Below are 12,713 nucleotides of genomic sequence, written 5' to 3'. Positions count from 1 at the left end.
GAGCCTGCTCAGGCCCGGCCTTCAGCGGAAGCCTTCTGCCAGCCGGTGGAAGGCTTCCGTCATTTTGTGGGTACGTTCCAAGCTCCAGCCCAGTTCCTCGGCCAGGATCGAGGCGACCGCTGGGGCGGCTTCGCTGGCCGCGGCGGCGTCCACGAACAGTGCTCGGTGGCGGCGGGCCAGCACATCCTCCACGTCGCGGGCCTGTTCCTCGCGGGCGGCGAAACGGACTTCCGCCTCGCTGAGTGAGAGTGCAGGGTGCAGATGGCGCCCGGCGCCGGGCAGAGCGTCCACCTGAGGGCGGTCGGTGCCGAACACATCGTCGGACGGCGACGCCGGGCTGCCGTGAAGAAGCAGGCTGCGCGTCCGGCAGGGGCGGGCCGGCAGGTCGGTGACGGCCGCGGCCTGGTCGATGATCTCTTCGCCCATGCGCCGGTAGGTGGTCCATTTGCCGCCGGCCACCGATACCAGCCCGCTCGGCGCCACCTGGATCACGTGCTCCCGCGACAGGCGCGACGTGTTGCCGCTGCTGCCGATCAGTGGACGCAGGCCGGCGAACAGGCTGCGGACGTCGCTCCTGTGAGGTTTGCGGCGCAGATAGCGGGCGGCCGTGGCGAGGATGAAGTCCACCTCGCCGCCCAGCGGCCGGGGCTCCAGCGGAATGTCCGGTCGCGGCGTGTCGGTGGTGCCGAGCAGCAGCTTGCCCTGCCAGGGGATGATGAACAGCACGCGGCCGTCGTCGGTGCGGGGCACCAGCAGCGCCGTATCGCCAGGCAGGAAATCCCTGTCCAGCACGATGTGCACGCCCTGGCTGGGGTTCAGCTGGGCGGTGCTGTTTGGATCGTCGAGGCGCCGGATGCTGTCGGCCCACACGCCAGCGGCGTTGACGACGACCCGCGCCGACAGCGCGAAGGCCTCACCGCTTTCCGCATCCTGCGCGTCGACGCCGACGACGCGTCCGCCCTCGTGGCGCAGCCCCGTGACCGGCAGCCGGTTGATCGCCAGGCCGCCCAGATCCATCACCGTGCGCATTAGCGTGATGGCCAGCCGGGCGTCGTCGAAGCGGGCGTCCATGTAGGCGATGCCACCGACCAGCCCGTCCTCGCGCACGCCGGGCAGCGCGCGGCGGGTTTCCTCCACCGACAGCGGGCGGCTGGCGCCGAGGCTGTGGTTGCCGGCCAGCCAGTCGTAGGCGGCCAGGCCGACGCCAAGTTGCAGGCGGTCCCACTGCCGGTAGAGCGGCACGACGAAGCGTTGTGGATGCACCAAGTGCGGCGCGTTGGCGAGCAGGAGCGCCCGCTCGGCCAGTGCCTCATGGACCAATCCGATACGCCCCTGGGCGAGGTAGCGGACGCCGCCATGCACCAGCTTGGTGGACCGGGAGCTGGTGCCCTTGGCGAAATCGTGGGCTTCCAGCAGCAGCGTCGAATAGCCCCGCGACGCCGCATCCACCGCACAGCCCAAGCCGGTGGCGCCGCCGCCGATGACCAGCACGTCCCAGCGCGGCGTCTGGCGCAGGCGGTCGAGCAGGGCCTCGCGCCTCATGCCGTGGCCCATCCACGGGCACGCTCCACGGCCCGGTGCCATTCGGCGAGGCGGGCCTCGCGTTCGTCCTGGCGGCAGGCCGGCTCAAAGACCCGCTCTGCCTGCCAGTGGGCGGACAACTCGTCCGGGCTGCGCCACAGGCCGACGGCCAGGCCGGCGAGATACGCCGCGCCGAGGGCGGTCGTTTCGGTCTGGCGTGGGCGGATCACCGGCACGCCGAGCAGGTCGGCCTGGATCTGCATCAGCAGGTCGTTGCGCGCGGCGCCGCCGTCCACCCGCAGCTCGGTCAGCGGCCCGGCTCCATCGCGGTTCATGGCGTCCACCAGGTCGACGGTCTGCAGCGCGATGGCTTCCAGCGCCGCGCGGGCGATGTGTGCCTTGCCGCTGCCGCGCGTCAGGCCGACCAGCGTGCCGCGGGCGTAGCCATCCCAGTAGGGCGCGCCGAGGCCGGCGAAGGCTGGCACCAGCACCACGCCGCCGGTGTCCGGCACCGAGGCGGCGAGGGCTTCGATGTCGGCGGCACGCTGGATCAAGCCCAGCCCGTCGCGCAGCCATTGCACCACCGCGCCGCCTATGAAGACGCTGCCTTCCAGCATGTAGGTGGTCTGCCCGCCGATGCGCCAGCCGAGGGTGCTGAGCAGGCGATGGCGGGATTCGACCGGCTGCGCGCCGGTGTTGAGCATCAGGAAGCAGCCGGTGCCATAGGTGTTCTTCGCCGAGCCGGGCTGCAGGCAGGCCTGACCGAAGGTCGCGGCCTGCTGGTCGCCGGCCAGGCCGCCGATCGGGATCGTGCTGCCGAAGAGGCCGGCTTCAGTCGTGCCGAGCACGCCGCTGGTTTCAACGACCTCCGGCAGCAGCGTCGGGGGAATGTCGAACAGGGCCAGCAATTCCTCGTCCCAGCATTGGCGGTGGATGTCGAATAGCATCGTGCGCGAGGCATTGCTCGGGTCGGTGACGTGCAGCCGGCCTCCGGTGAGCTGCCACACCAGCCAGCTGTCGATGGTGCCGAAGGCCAGCTCGCTGGCAGCAGCGCGGCGGCGTGCATCCTGTACATGATCGAGCAGCCAGGCCAGCTTGGTGGCCGAGAAATAGGCGTCCACTTCCAGGCCGGTCCTGGCGCGGATCAGCGCCGCATGCCCATTTGCGCGCAGGGCTTCGCAGGTGGCCACGGTGCGGCGGTCCTGCCAGACGATGGCCGGTGCCAGCGGCAGGCCGCTTTTCCTATCCCACAGCACGGTGGTTTCCCGCTGGTTGGCGATGCCGATGGCGGCCACGTCGGCGCCGCTCAGCCCGGCCTTGCTCAGGGCCTGGCGGGCGCAGTCGAGCTGGGTTTGCCAGATCTCCTGCGGGTCGTGCTCGACCCAGCCCGGCTGCGGATAGAACTGGCGGAATTCGAGCTGGGCGCTGCCGAGGGCTTGGCCCCGGGCGTCAAAGACGATGGCGCGGCTGCTGCTGGTGCCCTGGTCGAGGGCGAGGAGGCAAGACATGGCGCAGGCCTTTGCAGGAGGCGGAGGCTCCCAATCTAGCCCACTCGGCGCCGAAGTTGAACGGGCGCGTATGCCGTTGTGCAGGTGGGCTCAGGAAACCTGGCAGAAATGGGCGCCGCCCAGCTGGGCTTCGCCGTCCCAACGATAGGCCACCAGCGGCCCACCGTTGCCGGCCGAGTAATCGACGCAGGCCGCCTGTGGTGTGAGGACGCGCGGCTGCCCAGTGAACCAGTAATGGCCGAAGAACACCGGTCGCGGGTCATCGTCCTCGATACGGGCGTAAACGGGGAGCGGTATATCCGGTAGTTGGCAGCGCAGCTGCTCCTGGACGAGGGCCGCGCGCCGGCAGGTGCTGGCGTCCCGGTCCCACCAGCGGATACGTACGCGGTGGCGCTCGATGCCGTCCTTGTCCTTGTAAGAGACGCCGTCCGGCAGGGCGATCTCAAGTCCCTTGGTGAGGGTCTCGGCGGCGCGGAACAGGCTGGGTTTGGGGGTGTCCGTCAGCGCGTCATCGTCGGGTTCGCGGGTGGCGTCCGGCAGGGCGGCCGGCAACAGGCAGTTCTCCGCGACACAGCCGGTGCTGGTCAGCCAGTCCATCAGCCCCTGGTGCCAGCAGGCGTGCACGACACGGATGCCCGGTAGTTCCAGCCACAGGGGCAAGGTGCGGAACCACGCGATGAGCTCGGCGTGCAGGGCCGGATCGTGCTCCACTTCGTCGAGGAAGCGCTGGTGCTGGATGCGGTTCTTGTGCCCCCAGCGGGCGCTGTAATGGCGACGCAGGTATTCGCCGGGATGCTCTGGATCCGGCGTGTGCCAGGCGATGGCGTTGAGTTCGTGGTTGCCCATCACCGCCAGCGCCGCGCCGCTTTCCACCATGCCGCGGGCGATGCGGACGGTGCGCAGCTGCTGGGGGCCGCGGTCGATGAAGTCGCCGACGAACACCGCCGTGCGCGACGGGTGGCGCCACACGCCGTCACGCAGACGGTAGCCCATGTGCTGCAGCAGGGCTTCGAGCTTGTCGGCCTGACCGTGGATGTCGCCGATGACGTCGTAGCCCATGGCGGCGTTTCTATTGCTGTGCTGCCGTCAGCAGCCGCTGCCGTCCGGCCGGCGCGTGAAGCCGAAGCTGCCGCCGCCCAGGCTGGGCGGCTGGATGCAGATCATCAGCGCCAGGGACTTGGCGGACTTCACGATGTCCGGCGGGAAGGCGGAGAACGGGATCGCCCGTTCCACGACCGATTTCACGAAGGCAATCTCGTCCTGCTGGTCGCCGGCATTGACGACCTTGAAGCTCTTCAGCGAGCCGTCCGGGTTCAGGCGCACCTCGATGGACGCGTTGCGGATGCCGCGGGTGCGCGGGTCGTTCTTCACGAAAGCCGCGCTGCGGTTGAGCTTCTTGACCAGCGCGTCCATGTAGAACTCGAGGCTGAAGGGATCGACCGGCGGGCTGTTGGGGATGCGCTCGACCAGGTCTTCCAGGCTGCTCGAACTGCGCCCGCGGGATTCGCGCATCTGCTCGCGGCCGATCTCGCGGGCCATTGCCATGGAGCGCTCGGCGAGGGTCGGCGGCGGTGGGGGCGGCCTCTTCGCGTCGCGGGCCAGATCGTTGAGGAAGTTGTCCATTTCCTCCTTCTGGGCCACGCTCCACGTGGGGGCGGGTTCGGCGCTGCGAACGGCGGGCGCGTCGGATTTGCGGGCGGTGAGGATGCGCGGGCGGTTCTCGGCTGCCTTGGCCTTCGGCTTCTGTTTCGGCTGCGGCTTGTTCGGCGGGGCTTCGGCGACCTTGACCGGCTCCTTCGGGCGCGGCCGTACGTCCGCGCGGGGCGCCGGCGGCGGGGCAAGGCGGGCTTCCAGGCGGGGGCTGGCGTGTTCCTGCTCTGGCGGGGCCAGCTTGATCAGCAGCAGGAGGCCATGCACGAGCAGGGACGTCGCGATCGCCAGCTGGAGGGCGCGCGAAGACCTGGATTGGGGCGAGTCGAACATCGGCCGGATTTTAGTCCGGCCCGTGCCGGGGCGGGCTGCTTTTTACACAAACCGCCCCGTTTGCAAGCCTGCCGTCAGGCGCTCGTACGGGCGCGTTCCCGGTCCACCTCCAGCCCGTAGCGCTTGAGCTTGAGATACAGGGTGCTCTTGGCAATGTTGAGCTGGCGTGCGGCCCAGGTGAGGTTGCCGCCGGTGGCGGCGATAGCGCGGCGGATCAGTTCCAGCTCGCCGTCGGCGATGCTGCAGATCCGCGCGCCGCCACTGGCGGCCGGTGTGGGCAGCTCGATGTCCGACAGCTCGGCGGGCAGGGCCTCCATGCCGATCTCCGGGCCGTCGCTCATCAGCACCATGCTCTCCACCGCGTTGCGCAGCTCGCGCACGTTGCCCGGCCACGGATAGGCCTGCAGACGCTCCAGGATGCCGGCGCCGAGCGGGCGTTCGGCGAGGCCGTGCTGGGTGGCGAAGCGGGCCAGGAACAGATCCACCAGCAGCGAAATGTCCTCTCCTCGCTCGCGCAGCGGAGGCAGGTGCAGCGTCGTGACGGCGATGCGGTAATAGAGGTCCATGCGGAAGCGGCCGGCGGCGACTTCCTCGCGCAGGTTGCGGTGGGTGGCGGCGACCAGGCGGAAATTCACCTTGCGCGGAGAGTTTTCGCCGAGGCGGTGGATCTCGCCTTCCTCCAGCACCCGCAACAGGTGGGGCTGCAGATCGATGGGCATCTCGCCGATCTCGTCGAGGAACAGCGTGCCGCCGTCGGCCGCTTCGATCTTGCCCATCATGCCGCCCTTGCGGGCGCCGGTGAAGGCGCCTTCAGCGTAGCCGAACAGCTCGCTGGCCAGCAGCTCCCGCGACAGCCCGCCGCAGTTGAGGGCCACGTAGGCGCCACTGGCGCGCTGGCTGGCCTCGTGGATGCCGCGGGCGAACTCCTCCTTGCCGACGCCGGTTTCGCCGAGCAGCAGCACCGGCACCTTCGAGCGGGCCAGCTGGCGCGCCTTGTCGATGGCCGACAGCAGCGCCGGGTTACGGCTGACCAGCGACGCGAAATTGCGCACCTTGGCCGGGCTGTCGGGCGGCGTACAGTTCGGCGCAGCCTGCTGGATGGACGCCGGGCGGGCGCCGCGGGCTAGGGGCATGATCAGCAGCGTGCCGAGGCGCAGACCGTGGCTCGTCACCGGCACCAGCCAGTCGTTGTTCATCCACTCGGGCAGCGGGCCAACCGGGCCGTTGGCGCCGAGGGCCATCTCCGGCAGCCGCGCGGGGGCGGACAGGTCCATGTCGCCGCCCCGTGCCGAGACGCCGGCGGCCGCGTGTTCATTGATCTTGACCGGCACACCGCGCCGGTCGAAGAGGATCAGCCCGTCGGTGGCGCTGGAGCCCCAGCGGCCCATCGCCCCTTCCAGCAGGCGGCAGCGCAGCTCCATCTCCCGCGCGGCGAGGCGGCTCTCGATGCGGCTGGCGGTGGTGACGGCGAGGGCCAGGCTCTGGCGGTTGTAGGTTTCGGACAGGCCGGAGACGTCGATCACGCCGACGATCTCGCCGCCTTGTGGATGGCGGATCACCGCTGCCGAACAGGTCCACAGCTTGATGCCGGCGCAGAAGTGCTCGGCCGAATGGATCTGCACCGGCTGGCCGACGGCCAGCGCCGTGCCGATGGCGTTGGTGCCGCAGATGCGCTCGCTCCAGGTGACGCCGGGAACCAGGCGGATCGACTCTGCAGTGTCCACCGTCGGGGTGTCGCCTTCCATCGTGAGGATGGTGCACTGGGTGTCGGCGAGCAGCATCATCGTGCCGCTCTCTGCGAGGAAATCCCGCGCATAGGCCATCACTGGCGCGCCGGCTTCAAGCAGCTCACTGTTGCTCTCCCGCAGCGCGTACAGCGCCTGTTCGGGCAGGGGATCGGGGGCGTAGCGGCGGTCCGGATCCACATGGGCGTCCTGGCAGCGCCGCCAGGAGCGGTCCACCAGGGTCCGCAGTGTGTCGTTGCGGGCGGCGTCGCCGCTCAGGAAGGATTCCCAGGCGGCCATCACGGCGGCGTTGTTACGTGGATTGGAGAACACGGGTCCCTCCATGCGGTGTTTTTCTCACGTCTTCCTCCTTTGGCTTGCGTCCCGGCTGCGGCGGGCCGCGATCGAGGCGGCCGATATGAATGGTTTCTGCGCGCGGACGGAACGGTGGATCGATCGGGTGGTGCTGTGCCTCCTGTCGTTGGGTCTGGTCGGCCGAAGGGCCGGATTGCCATCCTCAAGATTAGCAAAGGTAATGCCATCCAGCAGCGGAGTGCGCAGCCCGCATGCCGTGCGGCGTCCGCCGTGAAGCGTACGGCAGCAGCCGGGATGAAGCGTCCGAAAACCGGACGTCCGATACGGCGTCCGACTCATTTTCGGACGCTTGCCGGCTGTCATGGACTGGGTGCTGTCGCCAACAAAAAAGCGGGGCCGGCCGCCACGGCCGAGCCCCGCAAAGCGCTTGCAACCCTGCTTAAGCGCGTTCCGGCACCGGCAGGCCCATCCAGTCCTTGTAGAAGGCTTCGATGTCCGGCTCGAAGTCATGGATCACCGGGTACCACGGGGTCGGCGCCTCCACGTCGTGCATGGTGCCGCAGGTCGGGCAGTAGTACTCGCGATACACCTGCCACTGGGTATCCGGCGCCATCAGCTTGGGATAGACCTCGGTCATCGCTTCCTCGGTGTCGCGCACGTAGATGGCGGCATGGAGCTTCCAGTTCTCGCGGTAGTCGGCGAAGACGTGGCCGCAGTCGCACTGGGTGACCCATTCCTTGGTCTTGGCGGACTGGACGATGTAGAGGTGCGGGCCGAGGGGCAGCACGATGCGATCGGGAAAGCTGACCTTGGCCTGCAGGGCCGCCACGTACTGTTCGAAGCGGCTGTGGTCCTTGGGCATGGACAGCATGCGGAAGGTGGTTTCCCAGTCGAGCGAACCTTCGACGAGGTGGGCGACCTGCTCGTTGGTGTAGTTGGACATGTTCGGACTCCTTGATTCCGTGGTTACTCTTCGACCTGGACGACGGTGGTGACGTCGGGGAGCATGGACAGATCCATGCGGTGCTTGGCGCCGTAGGAGGGCACGCCGAGCTCTTCCTCGAGCAATTGCCAGTCGGCCGGCAGGCTCCAGAAATCCTTGAACTGCTGCGTGAACTTCTCCGACAGCGCGAAGCTGGTGGCGAACATGTGCTGGACCTGGGTGGCCGCGTGCTTGTTGATGATGCGTTCGCGCTCCTCCTTCATCCATTCGCGGGTCGGCAGCGCGCGGGCCAGGCGTTCCTTGCGGATCTGTGCGCGGCGGGCCTGGGTCTTGGCCGGATCGACGGTGAACACGCCCTTGGCGTCCTGGGTCAGCACCGCGCCGTAGACCTTCTCGGCGTACTCGGGCAGCAGGAACTTCTGGTTGAGGTCCGCCTCTATGGCCTTCGGCTCGCGGTCGATGGGGTCGCCAAAGCCGGGGCCGCCGCGCAGGTAGTTGAGGTAGAGGTCGTGGTTGGCGTAGCAGTCCTCGGTGGTGATGCACTGCTTGTCGCGCTTGACCGTGGCGGTGGCATCCAGGTGGCGCTCGTAGTCCGGGTTGGACGGATCGAGGTCGCCGCCCAGCGGCAGGCTGTCGCCGATGGCGATGCGATTCTCGAGCCCGGTCTTGTGCGCCTCGAAGCGGTAGCCGGTGGCCGACGGATAGCCGCCCATCAGGCCCCAGTCACTGTTCATGAAGCCGTTGCCCATGAAGAACATGGTCCAGTCCTGGGCGTTCCACACCATGCGCAGCGTCTCGAAGCCGCAGCCGCCGCGGTACTTACCGTAGCCGCCGGAGTTGGCCTTGACGTTGCGACCCAGGTAGAGCAGCGGCTCGGCCATCTCCCAGATCTCGATGTCGCCCATGTCGCCTTCCGGGTTCCAGATCGCGGCGGCGTGGTTGAGGCCGTCCTTCACCGCGCAGGCGCCGGTGCCGCAGGAGCTGGCCTCGAAGCTGTTCACCGCGTGGATCTCGCCGTCCTGGTTGATGCCGCCGCCCTGCAGCCAGTTGGAGGTGTTGGCGTTGCCGGCGTTGACCTCTTCCAGGTAGCCGCGGCTGAAGTAGGACTGGCTGAGGCCGCGCCACAGGGCTGCCCAACCGGACACCAGGAAGTGCCAGGCGTAGGCGTGGCCGGTGCGGCGGTCGTCCGGGTTGCACCAGGTGCCCTTGGGCAGGCGGAACTCGGTGGCGAAGTAGGCGCCATCGTTGATGCGCTGGGTCGGCACCAGGGTCTGGCACATCATCACCCAGATGCCCGAGGTGAAGGCCACCTGGTGGGCGTTGAAGGTATGCCAGCCCCAGCGGCTTGCGCCCTCGAAGTCGAGGCGCCACTTGCCGTCCGGCTTGATCGTCATCTCGCACGGCGAGTGCATGATGGAGTCGAGCTTGGCGAAGGCGTTGGAGACCTGCACGTCTTCATGCTTGTAGGGCACATCGACGAAGGACACCTTGCGGTACTTGCCGGGCAGGGTCATCGCCTTGATGCGGCTCATCAGGCCGCGGCGGCCTTCCTCGATGACTTCATAGGCGAACTTCTCGTAGGCCTCGATGCCGTCGGCGCGGATCACGTCCTCCACCAGCTCGCGGATCATGTGGCAGCCAGCGATACGGGTCTTCTCGTCGAGGATCCAGTACTTGGGCGTGCGCACCGAGCGCTGGGACTCATGCAGCCAGTCGCGCAGCGGCTCGTCGTTGATGCCGGTCTTGCGGCAGGTGATCATGTAGCCATCGCCGAAGCGCTGGGTCTGGCCGGTGGACATCGAACCCGGCGTCACCGAGCCGGTGTCGATCACGTGAGTCACGCCGCCGACCCAGCCGATCAGCTTGCCCTCCCAGAAAATCGGCACGATGGTGGCGATGTCGCAGGGGTGCACGTTGCCGATGGCGCAGTCATTGGTGGTGAACATGTCGCCGGGGTTGATGCCGGGGTTGCCCTCCCAGTTGTTCTCGATCATGTACTTGATCGCCGCGCCCATGGTGCCGACGTGGATGATGATGCCGGTGGAGGTCAGCACGCAGTCGCCGGCGGCGTTGTAGAGCGTGAAACACAGCTCGCCTTCCTGCTCGACGATGGGGCTGGCGGCGATCTTCTTGGCCGTTTCGCGGGCATGCACCAGGCCGCCGCGCAGCTTGGAGAACAGTTTCTCGTAGCCGATCGGGTCGCTGTCGCGGAAGACCAGCTTCTCGATGCCGTTGTAGTGGCCGCTGGCCTTGGTGCGTTCGATGATGCCGTCGCGGAACTGCTTCAAGGTCTGGCCGTTCTTCAGCAAGTCGGCGAAACCGAGTTCATTCTTGTTCATCATGTTCATGACGATGTCTCCTCAATGGGGTATGTGGCCTAGCGGACTTCCTTGAGATGGAACAGGCGGTGCTTGTCGATCGTGGTCGCGAAGCCGTCGGGCACCACGAAGGTGGTGGCGTCGGATTCGATGATCGCGGGGCCCACGATGTGATTGCCGGCCTTCAGGCTTTCCATCTTCCACAGCGCGGCGTCGACCCAACGCTTGTGGCGGTAGAACGGGCGGGTGCCCAGGTAGGCTTCCTGCGGCGGCGTCGGGCCGGCGTCTTCGTCTTCCGGCAGCACCGGCTTCTGGGTCACCACCGTACCGCGCAGGATCGCGCCGGTGATCGAGAAGCCTAGTTCCGGCGAGCGCGCCGAGCTGGCATACACACGACCATAGGTGTTCTCGAAGGCATCGATGATCTGGTTCCAGTCGGCGGCGCTGGTGGCGCTGGTCACCGGAGAGACGATCTCCAGGTCGTTGAGCTGGCCCATGTACTGCATCTTGTAGCCGGGGATCAGCAGCACGTCCTCGGCCTTGTAGCCATTGAGCACGAACTCGTCGATGACCTTCAGCGCCAGTTCGGACCAGGCGTCCTGCAGCGTCCGGCAGGCGGCCGCTTTGGTGTCGTCGTCGGCCAGCTGGGCGACGCCAAGATCCACCGACTTGTCGTAGCGGTACTCGAAGTCGGCGCAGGCGCAGCCGAAGGCCGAGAAACCGGCGGCCCAGGCGGGTACCACCACGTCCTTGAAGCCGACGCCCTCGGTGTAGCCGTAGGTGTGCACCGGGCCGGCGCCGCCGTAGGAGAAGCAGGTGAACTCGGCGGGGTTGTAGCCCTTGGCGCTGATGTTTGCGCGCAGGTACTCGGACAGGGTCAGGTCGAGCAGTTCGATGACGCCGGCGGCGGCATCCTCCACCGACAGACCGAGCGGGTCGGCGATCTGCGCCTTGATGTGGTCGCGGGCGCGCTGCACGTCGAGCTTGATCGCACCGCCCAGGAAGTTGTCCGGGTTCAGGTAGCCGAGCACCACGTGGCAGTCGGACACCGACACCGTATCCAGGCCGCTCTCAGGCCAGCAGGTGCCGACGCGGTAGCCGGCGCTGTCCGGGCCGAGCTTGATCGACTTGCTATACGGGTCGAGACGCACGAAGCTACCGGCGCCGGCTCCCACGGAGTCCATCGCCACCAGCGGCAGGGACAGCACCAGGCGCGCCATGTCCGGGTCGGACTTGATCGCGAAGCTGCCCTTGGTGATCAGCGCCACGTCGAAGCTGGTGCCACCGATGTCCGAGCAGGCGATGTTCTCGTCGCCGAGGTATTCGCCAAGCAGCTTTGAACCGATCACGCCGCCGATCGGGCCGGAGACGATGGTGCGGGCCAGTTCCTTGGCCTTCCAGCTGATCGTGCCGCCGTGGGTGGCCATCACCCGCAGGTCGAACTTGGCGCCGTGCTTCTTGAAGCGGTCACTGACCTTCTTCAGGGTCTGGCGGGACGGTTCGGCACCGTAGGCTTCCAGGATGGTGGTGTTCATCCGGTGGCTTTCCTTGCGCGACGGGTAGTAATCCACCGACGCGAAGACCGGGATGTCCACCTTCAGCTTGGCCAGCTCCTCACGCGCAATGTCGCGTGCGCGGGTTTCGCTGGATTCGTTCTTGTGGGACTGCAGCAGGCAGATCACGATGGCCTGCGCGCCGGCGGCAATCAGCTCGCGGGTGGCCTGGCGGACTTCCTCTTCACGCAGCGGAATGACCACCTTGCCCTGCACGTCAGTGCGCTCGGTCACGCCGCGGGTGCGGGAGACCGGCACCAGCGGCTCGTCGTAGCGGTGGGTGTTGAGGTGGATGCGGTCTTCCAGCGCATAGCCCAGATAGCTCTGCAGGGCGCGGCCCATGGAGTGGATCTGCTCGAAGCCCTTGTTGCAGATCAGGCCCACGTCGAGACCCTTGCGCATCAGGATGCGGTTGAGCATCGCGGTGCCGGAATAGACGCAGGTCGCCAGTTCCGGATAGACGTCGTCCACCGTGCGATTCCAGTGGGCGAGGGCGTCCTCCGACGAGTTGAAGATGGCCAGCGATTCGTCGGCCGGATTGCTCTGCGCCTTGCCGACGACGAAGCGTCCGTCGGCCCGAACGAAGAAGGTATCGGTCATCGTGCCGCCGGCATCGATGCCCATCACCTGTACTTGTGATTGTTGGACTTCCATTGTTGTCTCCATGTCTCCTTGGTTTGGACTGGTGCCGCATTCCGCCGCACCCCGGGGCGAGCCGCTGTCCCCGCAAGACATAGGGCAACCGCTGTGCCAGTCCGCACAAGAAGAAGGTAGGAGACTGAAAGAAAAGGAGTTTTCGATTCGATCCGGATGGCAAAGGGGAAAGACCGGCGGATGAATCGGCGACC

Annotated in this window: 8 protein-coding genes; all 8 read right to left on the bottom strand. The window is 67.5% G+C overall.

Features of this window, described 5'->3' with window-relative positions:
- Positions 1-21 precede the first annotated feature (21 nt).
- On the bottom strand, positions 22-1,542 hold the full coding sequence (locus tag AC3QL2_RS24740; protein ID WP_493236017.1) for a glycerol-3-phosphate dehydrogenase/oxidase: 1,521 nt from the start codon (positions 1,540-1,542) through the stop codon (positions 22-24).
- Positions 1,539-3,029, bottom strand: a complete 1,491-nt coding sequence (gene glpK / locus AC3QL2_RS24735; RefSeq protein ID WP_493236018.1) for a glycerol kinase GlpK — start codon at positions 3,027-3,029, stop codon at positions 1,539-1,541. Before glpK ends, AC3QL2_RS24740 begins: the two co-directional genes overlap by 4 nt.
- Before the next feature lie 90 nt (positions 3,030-3,119).
- Entirely contained in the window at positions 3,120-4,088 is a 969-nt protein-coding gene (locus AC3QL2_RS24730) for a metallophosphoesterase (RefSeq protein ID WP_493236019.1), read from the bottom strand.
- Between the two features lie 27 nt (positions 4,089-4,115).
- Positions 4,116-5,012 carry a hypothetical protein gene (locus tag AC3QL2_RS24725; RefSeq protein ID WP_493236020.1) on the bottom strand — a complete coding sequence of 299 codons (897 nt, stop codon included), beginning with the start codon at positions 5,010-5,012 and terminating at the stop codon, positions 4,116-4,118.
- 74 nt (positions 5,013-5,086) lie between these two features.
- Positions 5,087-7,069, bottom strand: coding sequence for a sigma-54-dependent Fis family transcriptional regulator (locus AC3QL2_RS24720; protein ID WP_493236021.1), 1,983 nt, complete (start codon positions 7,067-7,069; stop codon positions 5,087-5,089).
- Between the two features lie 421 nt (positions 7,070-7,490).
- Complete coding sequence (locus tag AC3QL2_RS24715; protein WP_493236022.1) at positions 7,491-7,994, bottom strand: acetone carboxylase subunit gamma; 504 nt, start codon at positions 7,992-7,994, stop codon at positions 7,491-7,493.
- Positions 7,995-8,017: 23 nt separating this feature from the next.
- Positions 8,018-10,342: a hydantoinase B/oxoprolinase family protein gene (locus AC3QL2_RS24710; RefSeq protein ID WP_493236023.1), complete on the bottom strand. Its 2,325-nt coding sequence runs from the start codon at positions 10,340-10,342 to the stop codon at positions 8,018-8,020.
- A gap of 29 nt (positions 10,343-10,371) precedes the next feature.
- Entirely contained in the window at positions 10,372-12,519 is a 2,148-nt protein-coding gene (locus AC3QL2_RS24705; protein WP_493236024.1) for a hydantoinase/oxoprolinase family protein, read from the bottom strand.
- Positions 12,520-12,713: the final 194 nt, after the last annotated feature.

The sequence above is a fragment of the Zoogloea sp. GW822-FHT05C07 genome (assembly GCF_058800215.1).
Note: the sequence above shows the minus strand (reverse complement) of the source record. Positions and strands in the feature narration are given on the sequence as shown.

What these genes read in the sequence shown, in the direction of transcription:
- AC3QL2_RS24740 (WP_493236017.1), bottom strand. Translation starts at nt 1,542, where the DNA reads ATGAGGCGCGAGGCCCTGCTCGACCGCCTGCGCCAGACGCCGCGCTGG.
- glpK (WP_493236018.1), bottom strand. Translation starts at nt 3,029, where the DNA reads ATGTCTTGCCTCCTCGCCCTCGACCAGGGCACCAGCAGCAGCCGCGCC.
- AC3QL2_RS24730 (WP_493236019.1), bottom strand. Translation starts at nt 4,088, where the DNA reads ATGGGCTACGACGTCATCGGCGACATCCACGGTCAGGCCGACAAGCTC.
- AC3QL2_RS24725 (WP_493236020.1), bottom strand. Translation starts at nt 5,012, where the DNA reads ATGTTCGACTCGCCCCAATCCAGGTCTTCGCGCGCCCTCCAGCTGGCG.
- AC3QL2_RS24715 (WP_493236022.1), bottom strand. Translation starts at nt 7,994, where the DNA reads ATGTCCAACTACACCAACGAGCAGGTCGCCCACCTCGTCGAAGGTTCG.
- AC3QL2_RS24710 (WP_493236023.1), bottom strand. Translation starts at nt 10,342, where the DNA reads ATGAACATGATGAACAAGAATGAACTCGGTTTCGCCGACTTGCTGAAG.
- AC3QL2_RS24705 (WP_493236024.1), bottom strand. Translation starts at nt 12,519, where the DNA reads ATGGAAGTCCAACAATCACAAGTACAGGTGATGGGCATCGATGCCGGC.